The sequence below is a fragment of the Streptomyces sp. DF42 genome (assembly GCF_058267695.1).
On record NZ_CM177859.1, the window covers coordinates 8,050,441 to 8,074,164 of the forward strand.

General features: G+C 69.8%; 21 protein-coding genes and 3 pseudogenes. 1 reads left to right on the top strand and 23 read right to left on the bottom strand.

Translation table 11 applies throughout. From position 1 onward, the window contains the following. Positions 1-186 precede the first annotated feature (186 nt). From ACYUED_RS36825 to ACYUED_RS36860, 8 genes and pseudogenes are all read right to left on the bottom strand, one after another. Complete coding sequence (locus tag ACYUED_RS36825; RefSeq protein ID WP_491288894.1) at positions 187-585, bottom strand: hypothetical protein; 399 nt, start codon at positions 583-585, stop codon at positions 187-189. Then, complete coding sequence (locus tag ACYUED_RS36830; protein ID WP_491288895.1) at positions 582-2,693, bottom strand: integrase; 2,112 nt, start codon at positions 2,691-2,693, stop codon at positions 582-584. The genes ACYUED_RS36825 and ACYUED_RS36830 overlap by 4 nt, the downstream gene beginning before the upstream one ends. Then, positions 2,690-4,381: a hypothetical protein gene (locus ACYUED_RS36835; protein ID WP_491288896.1), complete on the bottom strand. Its 1,692-nt coding sequence runs from the start codon at positions 4,379-4,381 to the stop codon at positions 2,690-2,692. Before ACYUED_RS36835 ends, ACYUED_RS36830 begins: the two co-directional genes overlap by 4 nt. Positions 4,382-4,440: 59 nt before the next feature. Further along, positions 4,441-6,048: a site-specific integrase gene (locus tag ACYUED_RS36840; RefSeq protein WP_491288897.1), complete on the bottom strand. Its 1,608-nt coding sequence runs from the start codon at positions 6,046-6,048 to the stop codon at positions 4,441-4,443. A gap of 14 nt (positions 6,049-6,062) precedes the next feature. After that, positions 6,063-6,824 (bottom strand): annotated as a pseudogene (locus tag ACYUED_RS36845) (DUF317 domain-containing protein); the annotation flags it as partial. 67 nt (positions 6,825-6,891) lie between these two features. After that, the gene (locus ACYUED_RS36850) at positions 6,892-8,022 is read right to left on the bottom strand and encodes a DnaB-like helicase N-terminal domain-containing protein (RefSeq protein ID WP_491288898.1); all 1,131 of its coding nucleotides are present in this window, start codon (positions 8,020-8,022) and stop codon (positions 6,892-6,894) included. Continuing rightward, positions 8,022-9,296 (bottom strand): DNA cytosine methyltransferase, encoded by a 1,275-nt coding sequence (locus ACYUED_RS36855; RefSeq protein WP_491288899.1) that lies wholly within the window; start codon positions 9,294-9,296, stop codon positions 8,022-8,024. The genes ACYUED_RS36850 and ACYUED_RS36855 overlap by 1 nt, the downstream gene beginning before the upstream one ends. After that, the gene (locus ACYUED_RS36860) at positions 9,293-9,574 is read right to left on the bottom strand and encodes a hypothetical protein (protein ID WP_491288900.1); all 282 of its coding nucleotides are present in this window, start codon (positions 9,572-9,574) and stop codon (positions 9,293-9,295) included. Before ACYUED_RS36860 ends, ACYUED_RS36855 begins: the two co-directional genes overlap by 4 nt. 128 nt (positions 9,575-9,702) lie before the next feature. Here ACYUED_RS36860 and ACYUED_RS36865 point away from each other — a divergent pair, with 128 nt between their 5' ends. After that, positions 9,703-10,506 (top strand): GNAT family N-acetyltransferase, encoded by an 804-nt coding sequence (locus ACYUED_RS36865; RefSeq protein WP_491288901.1) that lies wholly within the window; start codon positions 9,703-9,705, stop codon positions 10,504-10,506. Between the two features lie 6 nt (positions 10,507-10,512). Here ACYUED_RS36865 and ACYUED_RS36870 read toward each other — a convergent pair whose 3' ends face one another. The 15 genes and pseudogenes from ACYUED_RS36870 to ACYUED_RS36940 all read right to left on the bottom strand — a co-directional run bounded on the left by ACYUED_RS36870 (position 10,513) and on the right by ACYUED_RS36940 (position 23,719). Further along, on the bottom strand, positions 10,513-12,690 hold the full coding sequence (locus ACYUED_RS36870; RefSeq protein WP_491288902.1) for a tyrosine-type recombinase/integrase: 2,178 nt from the start codon (positions 12,688-12,690) through the stop codon (positions 10,513-10,515). Continuing rightward, positions 12,687-13,730: a tyrosine-type recombinase/integrase gene (locus ACYUED_RS36875; RefSeq protein ID WP_491288903.1), complete on the bottom strand. Its 1,044-nt coding sequence runs from the start codon at positions 13,728-13,730 to the stop codon at positions 12,687-12,689. The genes ACYUED_RS36870 and ACYUED_RS36875 overlap by 4 nt, the downstream gene beginning before the upstream one ends. Positions 13,731-13,764: 34 nt before the next feature. After that, positions 13,765-14,292, bottom strand: a pseudogene (locus tag ACYUED_RS36880) (adenine nucleotide alpha hydrolase family protein); the annotation flags it as partial. Between the two features lie 23 nt (positions 14,293-14,315). Then, positions 14,316-15,281 carry an alpha/beta fold hydrolase gene (locus ACYUED_RS36885; protein WP_307047040.1) on the bottom strand — a complete coding sequence of 322 codons (966 nt, stop codon included), beginning with the start codon at positions 15,279-15,281 and terminating at the stop codon, positions 14,316-14,318. Between the two features lie 349 nt (positions 15,282-15,630). After that, positions 15,631-16,230, bottom strand: a complete 600-nt coding sequence (locus ACYUED_RS36890) for a hypothetical protein (protein WP_491288904.1) — start codon at positions 16,228-16,230, stop codon at positions 15,631-15,633. 339 nt (positions 16,231-16,569) lie between these two features. Then, positions 16,570-16,749 (bottom strand): hypothetical protein, encoded by a 180-nt coding sequence (locus ACYUED_RS36895; RefSeq protein WP_491288905.1) that lies wholly within the window; start codon positions 16,747-16,749, stop codon positions 16,570-16,572. Continuing rightward, the gene (locus ACYUED_RS36900) at positions 16,746-17,594 is read right to left on the bottom strand and encodes a hypothetical protein (RefSeq protein WP_491288906.1); all 849 of its coding nucleotides are present in this window, start codon (positions 17,592-17,594) and stop codon (positions 16,746-16,748) included. The genes ACYUED_RS36895 and ACYUED_RS36900 overlap by 4 nt, the downstream gene beginning before the upstream one ends. A gap of 26 nt (positions 17,595-17,620) precedes the next feature. Next, on the bottom strand, positions 17,621-18,310 hold the full coding sequence (locus ACYUED_RS36905; RefSeq protein ID WP_491288907.1) for a hypothetical protein: 690 nt from the start codon (positions 18,308-18,310) through the stop codon (positions 17,621-17,623). Positions 18,311-18,375: 65 nt separating this feature from the next. Next, a complete protein-coding gene (locus tag ACYUED_RS36910; protein ID WP_491288908.1) occupies positions 18,376-18,885 on the bottom strand; it encodes a hypothetical protein in 510 nt (169 codons plus the stop codon). 5 nt (positions 18,886-18,890) lie between these two features. Next, a pseudogene (locus ACYUED_RS36915) lies at positions 18,891-19,347 on the bottom strand (XF1762 family protein). Next, positions 19,344-21,137, bottom strand: a complete 1,794-nt coding sequence (locus ACYUED_RS36920; protein ID WP_491288909.1) for a type IV secretory system conjugative DNA transfer family protein — start codon at positions 21,135-21,137, stop codon at positions 19,344-19,346. The pseudogene ACYUED_RS36915 and the gene ACYUED_RS36920 overlap by 4 nt, the downstream one beginning before the upstream one ends. 38 nt (positions 21,138-21,175) lie before the next feature. Continuing rightward, positions 21,176-21,955 carry an SPDY domain-containing protein gene (locus ACYUED_RS36925; RefSeq protein ID WP_491288910.1) on the bottom strand — a complete coding sequence of 260 codons (780 nt, stop codon included), beginning with the start codon at positions 21,953-21,955 and terminating at the stop codon, positions 21,176-21,178. A 2-nt stretch (positions 21,956-21,957) separates the two neighbouring features. Then, on the bottom strand, positions 21,958-22,476 hold the full coding sequence (locus ACYUED_RS36930; protein WP_491288911.1) for a hypothetical protein: 519 nt from the start codon (positions 22,474-22,476) through the stop codon (positions 21,958-21,960). A 74-nt stretch (positions 22,477-22,550) separates the two neighbouring features. After that, positions 22,551-23,372 carry an SPDY domain-containing protein gene (locus ACYUED_RS36935; RefSeq protein ID WP_491288912.1) on the bottom strand — a complete coding sequence of 274 codons (822 nt, stop codon included), beginning with the start codon at positions 23,370-23,372 and terminating at the stop codon, positions 22,551-22,553. Beyond that, entirely contained in the window at positions 23,363-23,719 is a 357-nt protein-coding gene (locus tag ACYUED_RS36940) for a hypothetical protein (RefSeq protein WP_491288913.1), read from the bottom strand. Before ACYUED_RS36940 ends, ACYUED_RS36935 begins: the two co-directional genes overlap by 10 nt. Between the last annotated feature and the right edge of the window lie 5 nt (positions 23,720-23,724).

Below are 23,724 nucleotides of genomic sequence, written 5' to 3' on the forward strand. Positions count from 1 at the left end.
GCGGCCTGGATCGCGAGCTCACTGCTGTGAGTCCTGCTCGTGCTGACGAACACCGAGGATCGGCTACTGACGGATGAACTTCGCTGAAGGCATCCGGCCGTGACCAGCCCGAGCATCCGATCGCAACCTCACAGCAGCCCAGATGACCAGCGGCTTTCAAGTTGCATCACGCTCATTGGGCCGCGCCTACGGTGGCAGTGCTCTGACCGGGGAGCTGGGCTGTGACAGTGCGCCGCGCAGTTGCCGGTTCTCCGCGGTCAGTTGGTTGACGGCGCGGACGAGGTGATCGACGTCGGCCCGCAGCTGCGCCAATTCTGCGGCGTCCTTGGCACGGAGTTCCTTCAGCTTGACGATCTGCTTGCGCAGGCGGATCTCGGAGTCCGGCATCTGTCCGCGGGCCCTGACCTGCGCGTAGAAGTCGCTTTTGAGGTCGGGGTGGCGCTGGGTGAGCGCGTTGCGGGGTACGCCGGCTTCCTCGGCCAGGGCGACAATCGTCAGAGCACCACTCGAGTACTGCGGTGTGCCCTGCAGGATGCGCTCCATGGCCGCGCGGATTCGGTCGCGTTCGTCGGGTGCGGGGCTCATCCGGTGCCTTCCTGGACAGTGATGCGGGTGCGGCGATGGGCGTCGGCAAGGTCGCGCAGACGCCCGGCGTTGCTGCGCAGCCGCTCGCCCAACGGGCCAGGAACCTGGGCAGCCCGCCGATCAAGAACGGTGGCGCGGCGACGCAGACCGGCAGCGTGCCGATCGGTGCGGGCGATGTTCGCGCAGGTGGGGACGCACTGGTCGAGACTGGGGGTGTCCTTGATGCCGCGGTGGCACAGGGCCTTGTCGCGCTTGTAGACGCACATCAGCAGGGTGTTGGGGTTGTCGTAGACGGCCAGTTGAGGGTTGGCGAGGATCTGGCGGGCCTGCCGGGCGGTGATGACGTTGCCGGTGTACTGGTGAGCGGTGGCGGCGGCCTTGATGGCCCGGCGGGCAGCGGGCCCGGAGATGCCGATGCCGTCCTCGAGATCGGCGTTCAGGTCGGCGACGGTGTCGATGGTGGCGCGGGCAGTCTCGACGTCGAGGAGGTCGTGGATGCCGTCCCGGCTGCGCGCGGCGTAGCCGGCTGATACGGAAGTCCGCAGATGGCCGTACTGAATCGCGAGAGCGACCAGCCCGCCGGGCCGACGGGCGATGTGCCAGGCCAGGCTCCTGCGGAATCGCTCCGTACCGATCTTGCCGTGCGGATCCGGCGGGATGACTTCATGAACCAGCCCATGGGAGGCTGCCTCCTCGTTGGCCCAGGTGACGAAGTCCTCCACCCGGATACCCAGCGTGTGGACGGTGAGGGAGCCGGTGCCGGCCCGGGTGCCGCGCAGGTCGTGGGCGTGGTGGTCGAAGAGCAGTTCGCCGTAGGGGACCATGCGCTCCAGGACACGGATGGCGTTCACGACCGGGGCGATGGCCACCCAGGGAACATCACGGAGTTCACCCTCGGAGCGGTGGTTGCCGTCCGCGTCCCGGGCGGTCTTGTATACGGTGCTCGTGATCAAGTGGCGCCCATGCGGCTCTGCACTGTCCGGCTCCGCGTCGGGGCAGCAGCCGCTGCGTAGTCCGGCCGCCTCGCCGGGGCGCATCCCGGTCAGGTAGGCGATGACGATGAAGCACGCCGTGCCCAACTGGCGCATCAGGAAGGCTGCTTCGGTGTAGTCGATGGCCTCTCGCCACGCGGTCCCGCCGAACAGTCCGGAGATCGGGACACTGAGCGGGCAGGGGCCGGGCCGGCGCAGGGCGGCCTGACGCCATCCTCGATCACGGGAGGCGTTGTAGACCTGGTTGAGCGAGGCGCCGGTGAGCGCGGCGATGTAGGCGCCCGCGGGCGTGGTTCTGCCCAGCCAATTTGTGGTCGGAATGGGCAGTTGGCTGGCGTCGATTCGGTCCATGAAGGCCCTGAGCGCGGCCCGTGAGGCGGGCGTGGCGACGTTAGCGGTGGCCGCTTCGCGCAGACGGTTCCTTTCGGCCCAGGCGGCCAGGATGTCGTCGCTGAACTCCTCGACCGTGCGGATCGCCCACACGAGCAGGGGGCCCATGGTCTGCTCGGCGATCGCCTCGGTGGCGTTCTCGCCACCCGCCGTCGCTGGCGGCAGGTAGTCGTCCACCCCTTCCGTCTCCCAGGGAGGGCAGCTGATTCCGCTGGGCCGACCGCTGAGCTGATCGAAGACCCACAGTCGCGTCAGCGCTGACAGCCCGCTGTGCACCGTGATGCGGGCCGCCCCGCTGTCGCGAACGTGACGGCCGTACTCACCCAGCACCTTCGTCGTGCAGTCGCCCAGCGTGGTGATGCCGCGGTCGGTGAGCCACACGGCCAGCCGCGCCCAGGTCCCGATCGTCTGGCAGAGCGCTTTGGGCGCCTGTCGCGAGCGCCACGTGGGGTGGCGCTCGCGCAGGAACACCGAGGGCAGTTCGCCGTTGACCAAGGTCCAGGCCGCCAACCGCATCTCCTCCCGGAATGCGTCGGGGAGCAGGGGCCAGTGGATGGTGCTGTGCGTGACGCCCGGGTTGGCGTTCATGGGGATCAGCGGCCAGGCTGGCGCCGCGTAGCGGGCGACCGGGCCCATGTAGCCGTCGACGATCCGGTGGGCGGGGATGACGGGGGTGTCCGGTCCGGGAAGGACAAGGGGCGGAGCAGGGGCTTCGGCGGGCGTCACTGGTCGAGGTCTCCGTTGAGCAGCAGGGCGATGAGGTCGCGGTCGGTGGCGGTGACTTCGGCCAGGGCGCGGGTCCACACCGCGGCGCCGAGCAGGCCCTTGAGGTGTTCCAGGCGGGCGTGCGCGTCGCCCCAGTCGCTCTGCCACCGGCTTGGGTCCATGACGGTGCGCAGGTTGTCCAGTGCGTGATGGAGATGGGCCAGGCGGCTGTGGTGTGCGGGGTGGATCCGGGCGTTGGTGCACGCCAGACACATCAGGAACGATGCCCCGCAGCCCCCGTTGGGGCCGGGATAGGGGCCGTTGTCGTAGTCATGGCAGTCGGCGGTTGCTGTCGGCTGATCGGCCGGATCGGCTCTTTGGCGCTGTTCGGCGGCGAACACGGTTTCGCGGGCCTTGGCCACGACGGCCTCGGCCGCCTCGGCGATGACCGGGATCGCAGCCCGGCGGACCTGGGGGTCGGTCAGCGCGTAGACGCGGTCGTGGGTGGCCTGGCTGTTCTGTCCGGGCTCGCGTCGGTGCAGCGTGTTCACCGTCCGTCGGCCCCTGCGGAACGGTGAGGAGGAGAAGCCCTGTTGGGTTGCCCAGGTCTTGGCCGTACAGCCGGAGACACCGAACCCGAACACTCCGATGCCCGACTTCCTGCTCGCCTCGTCCTGCGGATAGCCGTCCAGTGGGGCCCTGGCGGAGCGCCAGATCAGGAATCGGTCCGTGCCGGGACTCAGGGTGTGGACAGCGGCACGGGCGAACACGGTGGCCTCCAGAGCCTGCGTGATGAGCCGGCCCGGGGAGGCGGCTCCGTCGTCGGTGAGGTTGCGGGTCTCGAAATACCGCCCCATGCCGCGCTTGTGCTTCTCCAGCTCGACCCGGTAGATCCGCGTGCCGTCGCTGCCCGCGTCCGGAGCCGCCCGTGGCACCTTCAGACGGTTGATCACCGACAGGTTCCAGCCGTGCTCGGCCAGCAGCAGTACCCCTAGCGCGACCGTCTCCATCCGGGTCAAAAACAGACGCTGCCACGTATGCTCGGGCCGTTCCCCGCCCAGCACCCGTGTATAACGGGCGAGGACCCTGCCGCGCTGGCGAACCCTGGTGTCGTGGGGTGCCTCACCGGTCCGCGCCAGACAGTCCAGGGCCTCACCCAGCAGCCACGCCTCGCTGCCGCGAGCGAACGCCCCCGACTGCCATTGGGCAAGGTGGCGAGCGTTATCCGTGATCCGCAGATGCGCGGTGCGGAACATCCGCCGCGCCGTCGTGACGATCGCGTCGAACTCGGCACCATGGAAGGAGACTTCCTTCGCCTTGGGCGCCAGGACACGTTGGGAGAGAGCTTCACGTGTCGCCGCTGACAGTCGCGGATCGTCCAGCAGCAGCCCCCGCACCGTGGTGATCTGGCGGTAGCCGAACAGAGTGTTCGGCCGGCTGAGCCTCCACTGCTTCCACACTCCCGCCGTCAACTGGTCGAGGTCGGCAACCGGTGCGTCCAGCGCGGCGAGGTACGCGGTGAACGCCTGCAAGGGAAGCCAGAAATACCTGCTGCTGTGGTGCGAGGTCCACCGGCTCGGCACGCACCGCGCGGCGAACAGCCGGGCCAGCGACCGGCGCAGGGCATCCTCGACGGGCAGAGCACGGAAGTCGTAGACCGCGACGGCCCCCGCCTGGTCGCGGTGCTCGACGACGAGCCCGTCACCCACCACAACCGGTGTCCTACGCAATGGCGTTGACGGCAGCGGCGCCGTGCGCCCACGCCGGCTCATACCGCTGCTCGCGGTGTGACCTGCAGCTTGGCCTCGATGTCCTGGATGCCCTCGGCTTCACGCGCCAGTCGCGCGAACACCTCATCCATCTCTCGTGCCGGCCGCTCACCGTCGTGGAAGGGGGGCGTGGTGGCCAACAACGACCGCAGCTGAAGGTCGGCGACCGGGGCCAGATACCGCTCGCGGGTCGTCTCAAGGAATGCATGGCCCAACAGGTCCTGCACCATCCGCCACGGATCCCCGTACAGCAGCCGGTAGTCCCGCCGCTCCTCGGGGGTCAGACCGAACCGCCGGTCCATCAAATGGTGCAGGACCACAAGCATGTAGAGGGCGAAACTGTGCCGGCAGAAATGCGGAGTCGCATACGGGGCCAGGCTGCGGTGCGGGTCCAGCCTCCGCTCCGGCTCCGGATCCAGCACCGCCCGGCACCGCCTGTTCGCCGCCGTGAAGACGTTGTTCCACGAATGCGGCTGGAATGGCAGACCGATCTCGTTCAGCCACAGCCACAACGGCTCCGGCCCCGCAGGACCTTCGGCATACCACGTCATCCGCTCGTCCGCGTCAGCCTCCGTCAGCGCGATGCGGCCTGTGACGCCCTGGCGGTCGCACCAGTACACCGTCGGTTTCGGCCCTCGGCTCACCCTGGTGACCAGACGCATATCCCGCACACTGTCGTACCGGCCCCGGACCTGGGCCCTGCTGATGACCTCGGCGCGCGAGGACTCAACGTAGCTCTCGATGTCGCCCACCACACCGGCCTCGACGTAGTAGGTACGGGCCTTCTTGGAACGAGTGACCGCCGACGCCAGCCGCCCCGTGTAGTAACGGCCGCCCTCCAGGCGCAGTGACGGCACCTCGAACGTCAACAGCGAGGCACCCTCCAACCGCCGCACCCCCGAAGAGGTCAGCAAGCGCACAAATGCAACGTTGCGGTCCTCTAGCCGGCCTACCCAGCCCGGCGCGGGCAGCCCATCAGCGCCGTACCCGCGCAGCCCCACATCCATCCAGAGCCGGAACGTCCGAGGCGTCAGCCAGTGAACGTTGCTGCCCCGGGCGTCTTTCGCCTTCCCATCCGGCACCGCGACGAGCTGCCCATGACGGCCCACCACCTGATGCATCGGCACCGGATTGCGCGGCACGAACTCGTTCCCCGGCTTCGTCGCCCACGTGTACAAGTTCATCAGCGCGGCCAGTTCCCGATTCCACTTGTTCCCGCCTACCCGCACCGGGTTGTCGGGCGACGTCCGTCGCCAGAACTGGAAGTCGTCCACGTTCGACTCCGCCGCCTGAGTCCAGACCCTCCCGCGCAGCCACAGGAAGTTGAGGAACAGGCAGACGTCCGTGATGTAGTTCCGCTTCGTCTCCCTCGTGTAGCCCCGGAACGGACTACTGCGCGTGTACAGGCTGAGGAGCTCGTCGACGCGGTAGTCCGGCGAAAGCAGAATCGGATCACCGGGTCGGATACCGGTCGACTCTTCGCGCTCCGCCAGGTCTGCCCACCCCGCCAACGCGGGCACGTGTGGCGACATGCTCGGCGCCGTCTTGGGAACCCAGAACACACGCCACTTGCTCATCACGCCACCCTCGCAGATCGGCTTCAACACGCCGATTGAATAGGGAAGGTGCGCCACTTCTCCCATTCGCTGTGTGCGGTGAGGAAGGTGTCGAGGAGGGCGTCGTGGTTGCCGGCATCGGCCAGGTAGGCCGCAACTGTCTCGGGCTCCGGGCGGGCCGGTTCGGGCTTGGCTGCGGTGAGGGCGAGCGGGGTGCGGGCTTCGGCGGCGGCGCGTTCGGTGTCGGTCAGGGGTGCTGGGCCGGGGCGCATGTCTGCAGCGTGAACCTTCTCGAAGGCGAGCAGGGCTTGGGCGGGTGAGTCGAAGGTGTCTGCGACTTGCCGCAGGTGGTCCTCGCCGTGGAGGTAGACGGATTTGCCGTTGCGGCCGAGGTAGGTGCCGACGGCGACGGTGGTGTGGCCGTCGTGGGCGTGGGCGTGGATGAGGAGCTGGCCGTGGCGGATGTCGTCATGGATCTTCTGGGCCTCGTTGGAGACCTCTCGGATTTCGCTGCGGGTGCACCAGGGCATTGGGTAGTTGGCCCAGGTCCATTCCTCGTCCATGGCCTCTTGGAGGCGAGGGGTGATCTCGGCGGTGATGCCTTCGGCGGTCAGGTGCTGGGCTGCGTCCTGGGCCCAGTAGGGCTCCTCGTGGTCGATGCGGACCAGGACCAGGACGTTGTCGGCGACGACGGTCCAGCCGACTGCCTCCAGGCTCAGGTGGGCGATGTGGGCCTGGGTGCCGGTCAGGGCGGCGGTCACGGCGCTGGGATGGGTGGGGTGGGTGTCGAGGTGGACGTGGGCGTCGATGGGGAGTGTGGTGGTCACGTTGAGGTGGTCGTCTCTTCTGCCGGTGGCCGGGTCTTCGGGTCCGGCCACCGGCGTATGCGGGGTGCTATCGGGTTGCTCGCGCGGCGCGGGCGGTGTGGGCGGCCGTGGTGGTCGGCGGTCCGGCGCGAGTGGTGGGCGCGGGCCGCGGTCGCTGCGGCGGGACCGTTCCGGTGGCGTGCTGCCAGCGGGTGCGGACGGCGCCGATGTCGGCGAGGGATCGGCGGGCGCCGGCGACGAGCTGGAACGGGGTGTTCGCCGGGTCGCCGGCGTATGCCTCGATGCGTCGGCCGGTGCGATCGGCGGTGGCCAGGAGGGAGCGCTGCAGGGCGCGCTCGCCCCAGTGCTCCACGGAACCGGCCGGTTCGGCCAGCAGGTGGAGCACCTCGCCCGGTTCGCTCCCGTCGTCGAGCAGTCCGCGCTGTTGGGCCTCCCACAGGACGGTGACGGGGTCGACGGGCTCGCGGCGGCGGGCCAGGGCGGTCAGGCACTGCCACAGGCCGGCGTGCAAGGGCAGGGTGAGGTCGTCGGGGAGCAGCCATCGGACGGACTCGATTTCGGATGGGTGGGCGGTGGCGGTTGCGAGCAGCAGCCGCTCCTCCTCGACTGCCTCGATGTAGTCGGGCGGGATGGCTGGCGGCGGTGCGGGGGTGCGGGGCAGGACGCCGGCGCGCGGTGGGAACCGGCTCGCGATGTCGTCCACGACCGCGGCGAGCGCGTCGGCCTCGGCGAGCACCGTCTGGACGGGGTGTGGGAGGGAGGCATCGTGGACGGTCTGGACGAGGAGTTCGGCGGCCGTCTGTAGGCGTCGGCGGGCGTGTTCGGCCTCGACCATCCGTGCGTAGGCCGGTGCGTGGCGGGGCCGGGGGCAGACCTGGATGAGGGTGTGCAGGTAGGAGGCGGTCAGTCCGCGCGCCTGCTCGCGCCCTGTGGCGAGCACCTGGTCGAGCCACTTGGTGTTTTTGGCGTGCTCGGCCGGGTCGGGCGGGGGCTGCGTGCTGATCGCTGCGTACAAGGCGGAGTGCGCGGCAGTGGAGAACGAGTTGCCGGCGATGCCGGTCACGTCGGCGAGACGGTGCGGATCGAGGAGGAGGGCGCCGAGGAGGGCCTGCTCGACGTAGTGCACAGGCGGCGGCGGATGCGTGTCGGGCAGGTCGTCGAGGTCGCCGTCCTCGTCAGGTTCGGGGGTGCGGGGCATCAGGCGGTGAGGGTGAAGTCGTTGGGGTCGAGGGTGACGCCGAGGTGCGGGGCGAGGAGGTGGCCGGCGAGCAACGGCGGTACGGCGTTGCCGATCTGGGAGAACTGCTGGCCTTTGTTGCCGGCCCACGGGTAGTCGGCGGGGAAAGTCTGCAGGAGGCCGGCCTCGCGGGCGGTGATCCGGATCGGCTCCGGCACCGCTGGCGCGTCCGTGTCCTCCGTCGGCGCGAGGGCCGGTGCGGCGACCCAGGTGCACTCGTTCGCCCGGTGACCGAAGAACAGCGTGCCTGCCGGCTCGGACAGCGGACGGATGGTGGCGTTGGCCTGGTTGTTGCTGCGCAGGGACCAGGACCAGCGGTGCGCCTCGGCGGTGAACGTCGGTGCCGGGGCAGTAGCGGTCCGGTTCTCGCGGGTGCCGTGCCGGGCGGCCCATCCGGCTCCTTCGCGGCGGGACTGCAGGACCACAGCCTCCGGTCGCGGCATCCAGGTGCCGCGCTCCCGGGCGTCGGAGAGCGTCTTGCGGGAGCCTGAAGGGAACGGTTCGGGCCCGCCGCCGGGTCCGCCGCCGGCGCAGACGGTGGGGACGGGTCGGTCGGTGGCGCCCCAGCCGAGGGCCTCGGCCATCGACACCCATCGGTCACGGCCTGGCCCGAACAGGCTCTCCGGCTCGGCGGTCTGGGCGTGCGTGGGTGGTGGGGGCTGGGCGGTGCGGACGCGGGAGGCGAGCAGGATTGCCCGCCGCCTGGTTTGCGGTACGCCGAAGTTGGCGGCGTTGAGGATCCCGCACCAGACCGAGAACCCCCATCCGCGCAGCACGGAGGCGTACTGCTTCCACAGCGGCAGGACGTCCGGCACTTCTTCCATGGCGACCCAGTCGGGCTCGCCGACGGTGTTGAGGGCGTGGAGGTAGCGCATGGGCTCGGCGGCCAGCAGCGAGCGCTCGTCCCGGCAGGCGGTCAGCAGCTTCTCGCGGGTGTCGCGTCCGGCGGCGAGGTCCGCCACTGCCTGGTGCACGAGCGGCTGGTCCACCAGGCCGAGGCGCTTGCCGGCCATGGACCATGCCTGGCAGGGCGGGCTCGCGATGAGCCCGGCGGTCTTGCCGAGGAAGGGCCAGACGGGATATCGCGCCACGTCGGTGCGAATGGTCAGCTGCCCTGCCGCCGCACGGGTCTTGCAGGCCCACTCATCCCATTCGAGGCCCACGTCCCGTGCGCCGAGGACGTCAAGTGAGTGGCTCCATCCGCCCGGTCCTGCAAACAGGTCCAGGATGGTCAAGAGGCCAGTCCGAAGTCGTCCTGTGCCGACTCGACTTCACCGCGGCACGCCCACGGGGAGCAGCCGTCGGCGACTCCTTGCTCCAGCTCCTGAAGGTCAGGTCCGCTGTCGGTGAGTTCTTGCTGCATCGCTGCCCATTCGGCGGCGGTGACGTGATCGATGGGGGCCTCGCTGAGAGGCACGCGGGAGCGGTGGAGAAACGCCTCGCCAAGCAGCCGGTTGCCGGTGGCGTTCGCGCGGGCATTTCCCTTGCGGATGGCCGCGTCGAACTCCACCACGTCTTCCCATTCCCCCGGAGAGTTGTCGCGGATGTTGCGCCACTGGGCGTTTCCGTGGAAAGGGCAAGTTATTGAGAATTGAGACAGGGTCGTGTCCTTTCTTCTGTAGGCGCTGACGGGGTTGGTCGGTGTATCTGGAGGTCAGCGGGGTGGGGGTGCGTTGCCTGACGTCCGGACATGCGGTGATCGCTGAGTGGCAGGATCTGGTCATGACTGATGACCGGGTGATGGCCCGTGCGCGCGGCCTGTGGGAGCAGTTGGCGGCTGTGCCGCTGTCGTTTCCGTCGAGCGGGGGAATAGCGATTGCCGCCTCTCCCGGTTCGCGGCTGTGCCCGCCCTCCTGGGCAGGGATTGTGCAGTTGGGCGACGCGGCGATCGTCACGGCGCCGGGTGAGGCGCAGGCTGGCCTGCTGCGCCAGGCTCTGGAGCAGGTGCCGGTGCCTTCTCTTGTGTGCTCCAGCGAGCTTCGCGCGAGGGTGGCTGTTACTGATGTGCTCGGCCCGGCTGCGCTGGCCTATCTCTCAAGAGACGACTTCCGCCCTGGTCTGGACGGTGCACGGATCACGAGCCTGCCCCCGGGCCATGGGGACATCCGTAGGCTGGTGGAGTCAGTGGGGTCGGACGATGCGGGCGAGAGCGGTATCGAGGAGATCGACTCTCCGGTGTTCGTCGTGCGTGACGGCTCGGAGGTCCTGGCCGCGGCGGGGTACGAGTTGTGGCCGTCCTCGACTGCGCACCTGTGTGTGCTGACGGTTCCGCAGCGGCGGGGGCGCGGTCTGGCGCGGCAGGTGGCCTCCGCTGCGGTGGCGCACGCACTTGATGCTGGTCTGCTGCCTCAGTGGCGGGCGCGTCCCCCGGCTTCCCGGCGAGTGGCGGCTGCGCTCGGGTTTCGGGCGATGGGCGGTCAGCTGAGTGTGCGCCTGGGCGGGTGAGTGCAGTTACTGGGGGTCTTCCTCGTTCGGTGGCGTGATGGTCTTGATCAGCTGGGTCAAGGGGATGAAGCTGTCACTTGTTCCGAGTTCACGTGGTGTCGGTCCAGCGGGAGTGGGAGTGTCTGCGAGCCGTTCGGCGAGTGCAGTGACGGCCTCGCGGTCTCCTTCGAGGGCTTCGCGCTCGTCATTGGTGAGGTCGAGTTGCTCGAGCATCTGATCGATGCCGTCCTTGACGGCCAGGAGCTGGCCGCGGGTGGACTGTTTGGGGACGTAGAAGGGGCAGCGTGCGCAGGCCAGGCGGTGGGGGCATTTGGCGAAGAAGTCGTAGCTGCAGTAGCCGTCGCCCAGGTCGTAGTACTTCCAGGGCTGTTCGCCGCCGGCGGCGGCGCCGGTGAGGATGGACTCGCGGTCGATGAGGACCTGGATGGTGCGGACGTTGCGGGCGAAGTAGTCAGCTTTCTTGTAGGCGGCGGTGAGGGTGCGTTGCAGGATCGCGGCGTAGTAGCGGGTGCTGGCGGGGTGTTTGTGTCCGAGCCATTGCTGCAGGTCGTTGAGGGTTAGCGGCTCGCGGGCGTTGAGGAGTTGGGTGGCGATGGTGGCGCGGGCGCGGTGGCTGGTCAGCGCGCCGCGGGAGTCGGTCTGCGGGACGCCGGACTTGTGGCAGAGGGCCGGGAGGATGTTGTGGTTTAGGTAGTCCTTGCCGACGAGCTGGCCGCGGTGGCAGAACAGGTGCGGTCGCTTCTGCCCGGTCTTGCGGTCGATCAGGTCGGGCTGGGGCGGCCGGATGAGTTTCCAGGCGTCGATGAGCTGGCCGACGACGGGGTCGACCGGCTTGTTGAACGGCCGCGAGGTTTTGTTCTGCGGGATGTGCAGCAGGCAGATGGTGAAGGGATCGCCGGTGGTGTCGTCGGTTCCTTTGTCCCAGGTGACGCAGTCCAGTTCGAGGCGGCGGATCTCGTCGACGCGGCAGCCGCCGAACAGCCAGACGCCGACCATCGCGCGGACCATCTCGACGGGGTAGTAGGTGGCCTTCCAGCCGGCTTTTCGGGCCCGGCCAGAGCCGTAGGGCTTGAGGTCCTCGGCGTTCAGGGTCAGCCCGGCGGCCATGAGTTTGGCCCATGACGCGTCGTCGATGATCCTGGGGTTTGGTCCCATCTGGGCGCGCAGGGACAGGGGCATGCTCATCACGCGGCGCGGGTCGAAGCGCGGTTTGATCCATTCCCATTCGATGAGGTCGCAGAAGAACCCGCGGATGCTGTCGATGCGCATGGCCCGTCCGGCGGCGGAGATGGGCTGGCCGAAGCGGCTGCGGTTGCGGTTGTGGCCGGCCCACTGGCCGACGGTGGCCTGCATGGTGTCGGCGATGTACTCGGCTGCCATGTCCCTGGTCCACTGGTCCGGTGCGATGACGTCGGGGTGCTTTTCAGCAGCCCAGCGTCCGGCGATGAGGATGACGGAGAACATCGAGCGGATGGTGCCGGGCTCGTGCGTGGAGAACTTCCGCCAGCGCAGGGCCCAGTCGGCCCACTCCGGTGGGACGGTGGAGAGCATGTCGGAACGGGGGCCGGCCTTGCCCTCGTTGCTGTGCAGCGGGGCGGGGATGATGCCCTTGCCCGCGAGCACCCGGGAGAGCTTGATCAGACCGCGTCGTCGGCTGTTCAGGCCGGACACCTTGTCGTACTCGGCCACCAGTTGGCGCACCAGGGTGTCGGTGAGGTCTTCCAGCCGAGGGCTTCCGGCACTGAGGAGGGCATCGAGGACCGCGTTGCCGACCTGCCACTCCAGCAGGTGCGGAGAGGTCTGCCACGAACTCAGCGTCTGTTCGACCTCACGCAGTGCGGGCTCGGTGAGTTCGGGGCCGAAGACCAGGTCCGCGAGCCTGTGCAACTGGTTGATTCCGGCGGTGTGGTGCAGGCGGTGATGCCCGCCGAGGCGGTGCCCGAGGGCGACGATGTGCAGACGGGCCGGGCCGGCCGTGCGGGACACTTCGGCCCAGGTGGTTTCGTCCCACGACTGGTACGAGAGGTCGCGGGCGCGGACTGCGTCAAGTACCCGGTTGCGTGCGGCGCGGCCGGTTTTGCGGGGCCATTCCCGTACGGCTTCGTCGACCGGGCGCATCAGGTCGAGCAGGGCCTCACGTGCCGTCGCCAGCGTGGGGGGTTGGCCGATGTCGGCTTGGTTCATCGCTCCTCCAGCAGTGAGGCGAGCAGTCGCTCGCGGTCGGCGTGGATGGTGGTGTTCGCGCGGTGGAAACGGGCGGCCAGTTCACGGCCGGACAGGTGGATGTAGCGCATGGTGGTCGCCAAGTCGCGGTGGCCGGCGTACTGGGCGATCTGGTCGATGGTCCAGTCGGCCCGGGCCAGGTCGGTCAGCCGTAGATGCCGGAAGGTGTGCGTGGACAGCCGGGCGGCCCCGGCGCTGCGGGCGATGCCTTCGACGGTCTTCGACCAGCTGGAAGCGCCCAACGGGGCGCCGCAGTTGCGGTTCGACGTCGACCGGAACAGCGGCCCGTCGATGCGGCCGAACAGCAGGCGGCGTTCGCGGAGATAGGCCACGAACAGCTGCGACGAGGTGGTGCCGAAGGCCACTTCCCGGGCCCTCTGGGACTTGGTGGTCTCCGCCCGCAGGTGGATCAGACGGTGCGCGGGCTCGAAGTCCTCGACGTCGAGCTGGACAAGCTCTTCGCGGCGCAGAGCACCGTCGTAGGCGAGCGTGACCATCAGCCGGTTGCGCAGTGATTCCGCGGCGCAGACGGCCAGGATCCGTTGCCAGACATCCTCGTTGGGGATCCAGGGAGCTTGCTCGATATGCCGTACGAGGCCCTGGCGGGGTCTGCGGCCGCCACGGCCTGCCTGCCCTCGGCGCACCGGGTTCTGCTCGCGCAGACCGTCCTCCACCAGGTACTCGTAGAAGGACCGGACCGCGACCAGGCGCTGTTGGATGGTTGCGTTCGCCAAACCCGTCTCGGTCCGAGATGGAGCCTTCGACGGCCGACGCGATGGCCGGTCCAGCATGTTCCTGATCCAGGCGGCGACGGTGTCCGCGCGGGCCAGTAGCGGGTCCGTGCCTTCCGCGGCACAGAACCGCAGGTGGTCCTCGACCGCCCGCCCGTACGCGTCGACCGTGTTGGGGGCTCGTCCGATGTTGGCGGTGAACTGCAGCCACCGGCGAGCCAGTTGATGCTCTGCGACAGTGGGGAACTTGCCCCACGGGATCGGGGCCATGACTGCAGGATAGACCCGCCCGATTCCACATAAGGCAACCCAAGCAGCTCGATTTCGGGGTGTCGGCCAGGCCGAGCGACGCCAGGTAGCGGACGCAGTCGGACCGTGACCAGCCCATGTCTATGAGCGGGTGCCAGTTGCGCATGTACTTGACGTCGGCGTCCTTGGCCCGGTGGAATTCGTCGGTGGAGATGCCGACCCACTGCTCGACGAAGACGCTCTTGGGGATGCGTGTGGGATAGGGGTAGCCGAGTAGTTCGCGGACCTTTTTCTTGATCGGCTTAATTTTATATTCCCCGGTACATTGGCGCCTGGTCATACCCGGATTTCCGTCCTTGTTCAGGACGTAGAGCGGCATCGACGCAAACCTGTGGTCGGGGTCCAGGGCATCGTTGCGTATGTTTCCGGACGATACGCGGAGAACGGGTATGCCTGCGGGTCTGGCTATTTCTCGCTCCAGCCGGTCGAGATGGGAATGAACGGCTCTCGGTTCCCAGCCCGTGTCGGCGAAAATTGCGTAGTCGACCTTCGGGAGTATGCCGTGTGCGGAGAGGGCGAGCATGGCGCTGGACTGGATACCGGCACCTAGTGAAATTGCCCGGAAGGCAGGGAGTTCGGAAATGATCGGTCCTGGGGGTGAGGAGGGTGGTGGGGGCTCGGTTCGGCGGCGAGGCGGGCGATGCGGTCGCTGATGAGCGCGGGGTGGCGGATGGGCAGCGCGTGCGTGGTGCGGGGGAGGATCTCCAGGCGAGCGGCAGGGAGTTGGGCGGCCAGTTGCTTGGTGTGGGCGGCGGGGATGTGCCGGTCGTCCGCGCCGGCCATCAGCAGCAGCCGCTCGCCGAACTGGTTGAGCACGGTGGCGTCGCGCGGCTGGTAGCGGCGCAGGCACTGCCACAGGTCGGCGAGATCGCGGGTGTGGGTGTGGCGGATGCCGTGGCGGCACCGCGGTGGCCCGTCGGCCGGCCGGTCGGGGTGGGGCGCGAGACTGTAGGGGTGTGTGGTGGGCAGCCGGCGCCGCAGGAAGTCCACCGTGCGGGGCGCCCGGGTGCAGGCCAGAGCGGCGAGGCTGCGTCCGGCGGCCAGGAGCCAGGCGCGCGGGTCGCGTCCGGGCAGCACGGTCGCACCGCGTGCGGAGGCCGACAGCAGCACCATGCCCCAGATGCGGGCCTGGTGTTGGGGGTGCAGGGCGGAGAGTTCCTGCAGGACGAGGGCGCCCAGGGAATGGCCGGCAAGCACGAGCGGCCCGGCGGGGACGACGTGGGTCAGGATCTGGTGCAGGTCGTCGGCGAGCTGCCGGATCGTCAGCGGTGCCTGGCCGCACGGGGTGTGACCGTGCGCGCGCTGGTCGTAGCGCACGACGGTCAGGCCCAGGCTGGTCAGGTGCCGGGCGTGGACGCGCCACAGGTCCGCGGTGACGGACGCGCCGTGCACCAGCACGACCGTCGCGCCGCCGGGACACGGGCGCGCAGGGGTGTCGCGGTAGGCGGACAGGCGCGTGCCGTCCGCGGCGGAGACCGACAACACCTCGGTGGCAGAAGGCGGGTTGCGCACAGGTAGGACTTCCAAAGGGGGGATCAGTCGGGGGCAGCCGTTCGCCGTCCGGGCCGGGTTGGTGGAATTGGCCGTTCGGCACCTCACTGCGCTTGCCGCCGTACAGGGGGCGGGCGGATATCGGGGAGGCGACGCCCAGCGGCCGGGCGGGAAAGTCAGCGGCGTGATCGTGTGGGGTTGGGAAGGCGCAGGTGCGTCCGCGTTCGGGCCACGGGTACAGCGCTGACCGATGACCGGGCGGCGGCGCGGGCAGCTTGAGTTCGGGGGCCGGCCGCCGCAGAGCGAATGGTCAAAAAGGGCAGGCCGCGCTTGCGCATGGTGCAGTGCTCCGGGTGGAAGCGGGTGGTGGTCAGTGGCTGCGCCGCTGGACCTGTGTGGTGGGCGGCGGTGCGGGGGCGGCACCGGGACGGGACGATGCCGGTGGGATGTCCTGCGGGGTCGCGATGCCTAGGCCGATGCGCACGCTGATGCCGTCGGCGTAGAGGTGGGCCTCGGCGCGGACAACGGCACTGAGTACTTCGCGATCACCGAGTCCGGGTGTCAGTGCGTACTGCTGCTTCGCCCCCGCTGGTATGAAGCCGTGCTGGACGAGAACGGCGTCGGCCCGGCCCGTGGCCGCGGTCGCCGTGACCGCGTGGTCGGTGAAGCGGATGGCCACGTCGGGCTCGTGTGACGGGGTTGCACCGTCCTGGCGCGTGGTCCAGGCGAGGTCGACGAGGTCGTGGGTGTGGGCCAGGAGCCCGTACATCGCGATTCCGGCGCGCTCGTGCGCGTCCTGCGCGGTGCTCGGTGGCAGCAGGTAGAGCGTGCGGCCGAGGTGTTCTCGGGTGAGGAACCCGGCCTCGGTCAGCAGCCGGTCGGTGTCGCGGATGCGGCGGTTGAGGACGACGAAGGTGTGCCCGTCGTCGGTGGACCCGATGAACACATCGGGGATGTCCAGAAGAGACAAGGTGGTCCAGGGGTTTTCGGTGGGCGGTGTGCCGGGCGGGGGGTGGCGGGGTGACGAACCGGTACGGCTTCCTGTGCCGCTATCGCCGTACTTCGCGGGCTAGCGGGGACGGAGTGGCTGGGAACGCAGGGTGTTCAGTGGCGGGGTGCGCAGCGTGGTGCGGGCTTCGCGTCCGGGGATTGCGCGGCGGCGCGGACCTGGTCGCCGATCAGCTGAGGCAGAGTCTGGGTGACGTCGGCGATGGCCTTGATCGCGGGCTGCCGAGTGAACTGCGCCTTCCAGAAGGGCTCGTGGTGCGCGACTGGTCACCATTGCCTCTGGTGCGGCGGGAGGTGAAGCTCACGAACAGGGTGCCCTCGAAGGCTGCTGACGGTGATGCGTCCGGTCACGCTCGTGCTCGTTCGGCCAGCCGAGGAGGCGGATCAGCGGGTGGATCGCGTGGGCGAGCTGGTTGGTCCCGGCGCCCGGCAGATGGCGAGGGGAGACCAGGACGCGGTCCTGGGGCTTGAAGTGCGTCACCGGCGCGCTCCCTGTACCGCAGGAGTCCTGGGGACGGCTCTCGCGGGGGTGGTCGCAGTGGCTGCGGGGCGCGGATTGGCCAGGGCCTGCCGCCCGTGCTCGGTGACGGTGATCTTCTGCCCGTGGAACAGGGAGGTGCTGGTGTCCCAGTCGACGAGCCCGCGCTTGTTCAGGGCCCGGAAGGTGGCGATCGAGATGCGGGTGCCGTCGTCGGTGGCGACACGGGTCACGCCCAGCCCCCGCTGCGAACTCTCATACAGCCGCCCTCCGCCGAGGGCGAGTGCCTTGAGGGCGTCGTACTGGGCGCTGGTCAGCGGAGGGCCGGCAGATCGCTGCGCGGTGGCCGCTCCCTCCCGTGTGGCGGCGAGGTCGCGGGTGATGCCGGTGGCGACGTAGTGGCACCCGGTCGCACTCAGGTCGAGCTGGTGGGCGGCGTCAGCGAGGTGGCCGGTCATCTTCGGGATGGCCTCGGCGTGGCGAGCGGTGCGCACCGACGCGTCGCCTGCCGGATAGCCGGGGAACGGCGCACCTTCGTAGGGGTTGGCGTGCAGCGCGCTGGCGAGGTCGTTGCCGGCCAGGGAGGAGGCGACCACGACCGAGGCCAGGCACTCCAGGCTCGCGCGGCTGCCGGCGACGCTGGTGTACGTGCTGGAGTCGAGCGCGCCCAGGCGGACGAGGACGGTGGCCGTCAGGTCCTGGGTCATGAGCAGAAGCGGGCTGATCTGGCGCAGCGCGTCGGTGCCGGGGGTGTAGGAGACGTCCCGAACGCGAGCGTGCAGGGTCTCGAAGTCGCGCGCCAAAGTGCGGAGTTGTTGTGCGTGTTCTGCCAGGTCGAGCAGGGGCATGGGGTGGTGTGGCTCCGGAGGGTCGGTCAGTGGCTTCGGGTGGCCGTCGTCGCGGCGGTGGGGGCGGGCGCGGGTGTCGTGCCGGGTGGCCTGGCGGTGGTCGGGCGGCTTATGGCGGCGGCCAGGGCGGTGGTGCCGGCGGCGGTGAGACGGACTCGGTCTTGAAGCGGTCCGCCTGTGTAGGCGGGGGACGCGGAGTTCGGGACGCGCTCGGCCAGAGCGTTCGCCTCGAGCGAGCGCAGGGTGCCGATGAGTACGCGCTCGTCGCGGTAGTGGACGTACTGCCGTCCCAGGGAGCGGGTGGCCACGACGTGCCCGCAGGCGATCTCCCACAGGGCGGTGCGCTGCGTGGCGGTCAGCTGGTGGTCTGGAGCATCGGTGGTGCTCCAGCGGCGGCGTCGGATTTCGTGGGCGATGATGTCGGCGCAGCTCATGGCGGCTTCGGGGGCCAGGGCGGTCAGGGTGCGCGCCATGGGAAGACGGTGGTCCGTGGAGGCGCTGCTCAGGAAGGCGAGCTGTTGGAGACGGACCACCGCGTCCGACAGCTCGTGACTTTCGTAGAGGCGTTCGTCGGTGACCGCTTTGATGGCGGTGCGGGTTGCGGAGGCGAGTCGCTGGGCAGAGGCGACGTGGGCGTCGGGTTCGGATTGCGATCCGGCTCGCAGGAGGCGGTCGAGCGTGTCGTTGTGCTGCACGTACTGGTCTGCGAGCAGCATGAGCCGTTCAACCGGCGTCGGGGGCGGGGCCACTTCAAAGAGAAGGCCATCGGTGGGCGGTGTCGTCATGCCGGGCGCCGGATAGCCGGGGCGGGCAACGGGGCTGGGGTGGGTGCGCTCGCAGCAGCGGGGGTCCGCGGTACCTCCAGCGCGGTGCGGGCTGCGGCCAGGGCCCGCCTGGCGTCGTCGAGGTGGATCCGCAGGCGGCTGTGGTGGTCGAGCGAGTCGAGCTTTTGCTGGAGCGTGTCCTGCGCCGTGGTGGTGAGGGTGATGAGCGGGGCGAGGGCCTGGGTGTAGTGGGCGATGGCTCGCCCGACGTGGCTGGCGCTCTCGCCGAGGGTCTCGGCGGGCGGTAGGCCGGCGATATGCGGGGCGAGATGGTATTCGACGTCGGCGGCCATGCGGGCGGCGAGGTGGCACAGCAGGTCGATGTGCCGCGTGGCGTTGAACAGGCCGGTGCCGTCCACGGTGATGTGGTGGTCGCGGATGTCCGCGGTCACGGCGTCTACGGCTTGGCGCGGGGACATCTCGTCGAGGCCGGTGGGTTCGTAAGTGTGCAGGGCGTCTCCGGACATGTGGTTCAGGGGGCTTGGCACAGGAAGCGGGCGATGTGGTCGTTGCCGTGGCCGGCCCGGGGCCGGGAGGGGGTGTGCCATCCGGCCTGGGGCGGGCGGCTGGCGATCAGGTGCCATCCCGCGCCGCCCAGGGACGCGCCGCTCTCGCCCGCCTGGGTAAAGGTGATCAGACGCTGGTAACCGAGGGCTTTCGCCGCGCGCCACGATGCTCCGTACAGCAGGGAGTTGGCGTTGCGCGCTGTCGCTGGCGGTCCGGGTGACTTCGAGGGTGGTGCCGTCATCAAGGTGTCGGGCAACCGGCCGGCCGACGATGGCCACGGCGCGCAGCGTGCCGGTCTCGTCGGCGGCGCCGGCGGTGAAGATCTGACCTGCGGGCGGCGGGTGGTGGCGGTGCCAGGCGTGCACGAAGTCCTTCACCGCACGTGAGCGGACCGGCACCAGGTGCAGCCGGACGGCGCTCACACGGCCTTCCCGAAGTCGGACTGCGTCGGCGCGTGCTTCGCGACGGCGCGGGCGGTGATCGCCTTGGACGCGCGGGCCGACGCTGTGGACAGCTCCTCCGCTCCGGGCTCCAGGTACCACGGGCGCAGGTCCAGCATGGCGGCCCTCATGCCGGTGGCGAAGCAGAGCGCGGTGCCCTTGGGTAGGGCGCGGATGGCGTCGGCGGGAAGGATCCGCTCCTGCCGCATCGACACCGAGGTCGACTTCCCGGACTCCGAGTGCGAGGTGGAGGTGGTCTCGACGTCGTGGTCGCCGATCAAACGGCTGAGCTTGTCGGCGAAGTCGGGGTCGTCGATACCGGAGCCGATGACCTTGACGGTCGAGGCGGACCACATGGCGTCCATGCCGGCGTCCGACCACACTTTCTGGCCCTGGCGGTAGGACTGCAGGATCGTGATCGGGATGATCCCGCGCGACCCAAGGTGCGAGTACAGGTCCGGCAAGTCGCTGATCTTGCAGACGTTGGCGGCCTCGTCGAGGATCGCGAGCATGGGCGGGTCGAGCCGTCCGCCGGCTCGTTCGGCCTGCGCAGTCGCTGCCCGCATCACCGAGTCCGCGCACGCGGCGATCAGCGCCGAGGCGCCGCCGCCACCGTCCTTGCTGAGCAGGAAGAGCGTGTCTGTGGAGGTCACGAACGCGGACGGCTTGAACTCGGCGGTGTCCTTCTGCGCGGTGACCCAGGCGGCGATCTCGCTGTTCAGCAGCGCGGCGGCGTACTGGCGGGCGGTCTCGTAGATGCCGTCCCGGGTTTCCGGCGGTCCCTCCACGGTGCCCTTGAGCTGGGCGGCGACGGCGGCGAATTGGTGGTCGCGGAGGATGTCGAGCGGGGTGCGGTCGGCGGGGAAGGCCAGCCACTGCATGACGTCGGTGATCGGCCGCTCGTCGAGGGCCGCGGCGAGGAAGAGTTGAGCGAGGATGTTGGATCCGGCCTTGGACCAGAAGTCGCCCTGCTGGCTCGCGTCCACCGAGGCGGCGAGGAAGTGGCCGGCCAACCGCCCGGCGCCGTCCAGGGTTTTGGCGTCCGCCAAGGGGTTCCACCACATCTCGCGTGCGGCGTGCGCGATCTGCTGCGGGTCCATCGACCACACCTGTCCGACGCGGGCGCGGGCGTCGTAGGTGGCGGTGAAGGCGTCGCCGGCGGCTTTGTTCGAGGTCAGCAGGACCGGGCCGGGCGCGGCGAGAATGGAGGGGATCGCGAGGCTGGTGGTCTTGCCCGAGCGGGGCGCCATGATGGCGACGGCCACGTCCTCGTAGCCCATGCGCACCTCGTGCTTGGTGCCCTGCAGGTTGCCGAGCAGGATGCCGGTGTCGCGGGCCTCGATGTGCTTGGCGTTCTTCAGGCTCGGGCGCAGAGAGCGGGCCTTGTCGGTGATCGCCTTGGCCATCAGCGGCTCGATATCCCGCGCCTTGGCCATGCCGGTGATCTTCTTCTTCCGGCCGCCGCTGCGGTTCTTGTGCCGGGCCCACAGGACGCCCACCCCCACACCGAGGGCCAGGAGCAGGACAACAGGGACGACGCGGGCACCGATCAGCAGGGACGTCTCTCCCGCTTTGGGCCACAGCTGATCGGGGTGGAGCAGGGCGCTGGTCGGCTGGTAGGGGGCCCAGTCGGCGCCGGTGAGGTAGGCGGTGACGTTGCCGGACAGCCAGGCGAGGTGGGCGAGGGGGACGACGACGGCGAGTACGCCGATCAGGAGGCGCAGGACGAGGTCGTACCCGTCCGTGTTGCTGTTGGAGGAGGAAGGGGGCAAGGGCTACGTGCTTCCGGGCGGGGACGGGGGCGGAGGGATCAGCGGCTGCGGTGGTTCTTGGCCGGCGGCTGTCGCGAGCGGATCGGATTCGTCGGCGAGGTGGCCTGCCGGGCAGCGAGGGAGTGGACGCGTTCTTCCAGCGCCCCGGCCACGTACACCGCGAGCACGTCCGTGGTCCTACAGGTGACGACGTTCGGTTCGTAGGTCGGGAGACTGCGCCCGCTGTCGATGCGCGGTACGGGCTTCGGATCGGCGAGCGCAGCGGTGAACGCGGCGACCATGTACGCAGGAGTGTGCGCGCCGAAGCGGGCCTGCCACACCGGCCGGTCCGGGCCGAGTGCGGCGGTGACGAACCAGGCGCCCGGTTCCTCCGCGCTGCCCAGCCGCTGGACGTACGCGGTGCCGTCGGGTGACACGAGGCCGTTGTCCGCGGAGGCGGGCGACCAGCCGATCTGTTGGAGTGGCTCGTACGGATCGGATGGTGTGCTCGCGGTTGCGGCCGGATCGGTGAGGGCGTCGGTAACGGCGGCGATCAGTTCGACCGGGGTGAGGGCGCCGAAACTCGCGTACCACGCTGGCCGGTCCGGCTCCGCAGCATGGTGAAGGGTCCACCACTGGCCGTCGGGTTCGGGCTCCAGGCGCAGGAGGGCTTTCTGGTCGGGGCTGGAGAGCAGGACGCGCGCCATCAGGGGGTCGTTGCCGTGGCTCCAGCCGCAGGCGCGGTGGAGGGGGATGGTGATCCAGGCGGGGTCACCGCCACCGGCCAGGTGGCGCGGGGCGATGAAGTCGACCTCGACGGTCTCGGGAGTCAGGGGCATGGTCACTTCCGTGCCGGGGTTCGCCGGTCGGCCGTGGGAGCCGGCGATGGTGCAGGTGCCAGCGGTGAGGGGGCTTTGCGGGCAGCGGCGTTGATCTCGCGGAGTGTCTTGCCATGGGTGGCCCAGTCGTCGAGGTAGCTCCACGATTCGGCGTGGTACTCGGCGAGGGCGTCGGCGAAGGCCGTGGTGCCGGGCTTGGCGGTGGCGGGAAGGGCGTCTCGGGTTTCCAGCCACTGCTCGTGCAGCTGCTCGAGCCGGTCGAGGGCGGCGTGCAGAACGCCCAACTGGTAGACCCAGCGGCTCTGCACGGTACCTTCCGGCAGGCGGCCTAGTTGCGTCTCCGCTGTGGCCAGCAGGTGACGGGCGCCGTAGCGGAGCGATTCGAACGCCTCGGCGGTGTCGGCGTCGCGCTGGCTCGCGCGCAGGCCGTAGGCGTGGTCGTCGTAGGGCCATCCGTCGAGGTCGGTGTGCTCGTCGGAGTAGGCGTCCCAGGCATCGAGGATCTTCTTGCTGTCGCTCACGTAGCGGTCGAGGTGACGGAGGAAGTCGCGGTGTGCGCGGTGATCGGCGGAAATGGGGAAGGAGTCCTGTCGGTTCAGCGGCGGGCGGCTGGCTGGGCGGTGTGGGCCTTCGCCGGGGTCGGTGCGGGTCTCGTCAGCTGTCTGCGGGCGGAGCGTGCCCGGGCGCGGAGCGACTCGATACGCGCGGTGTGCGCGTCGACCACCTGCTGCGGGCGCAGCGGGCTGGGCTCCTGCACGGCGGTGTAGTGGCCGGTGCGGTCGTACATGCCGCGTTGGAGGGGGCTAGCGTCGACCAGCGCGGTGAGGAACGATCCGACGAGGTGGGCGGGGGTGCGCTCGTCGAAGTAGGCGTGCCAGATGCGCGGGCCGGGGAACTCTCCGTGGCCGGGCTCACGGGTCTCGACGTGCCAGGACGGCCGGTCGCTGAATTCGCTCAACGGGCGCAGTTCGATGTGGCACATGGAGTCGGGCGAGTGCGCCGTGCCGTCTGCGTCGCGGCGCCAGTTCGCCGACGTCACCGGCTGCCACGGCTCTGGCTGTTGTGGCGGCGGGGCGATGAGGGCGTCGGTGAAGCTGGCGAGGACCTCGGCGGGCACGAGTTCGCCGAACTCGGCGTACCAGCCCGGCTCGGTGTCGGTGGGCTCGGCACGCAGCCGCCACCATGCGGAGGTGGTGGACTGCGGGTCGAACTGGAGGCGGTGGCGCAGGTCGGGGCTGCGCAGCACGATCTCGGCACTCAACGGGTCGGAGACGGCGCTCCATCCGGCGGCGGCCAGGCCGTGGGTGACGTGGCGGGCGTCTCCGGGGCCGGCGAGGTGGCGGGGGCTGGTGTCGAAGGGGATCTGCCTGGCGTGCTTGTCGGCGAACGCGGCGAGCTGCCGTTCGCTCAGCGGCACCGGCCGTACCCCTGCCCGTTCGCGGCGGTGCTGCCGTACAGGTCGCGGAGGTCGTCCAGGATGTAGTGGAGGGTGTGCTGGTCGGCCTGCTCCCACGCGGCCGTGCGCAACTTGGTGATCAGAAGGTCGACCTGTGCGGTGCGCGGCGTGTCCGGGTGTTCCTGCAGGGTCCGGGCGAGGGCGCGCAGGATGTCGGCGAGCTGGACGGGCAGGCCCGTGTACTCATCGAGGAGGGGCTCGACGAGGGCGAGGGCTTCCACGGGGTCAGGGTTCTCGCGCAGGTAGTCGGTGAGGTCAGACAGGGTTTCGGTCGCGGCGTGGATGGGGTCCGGGGTGAGTGCGGGCATCGGGC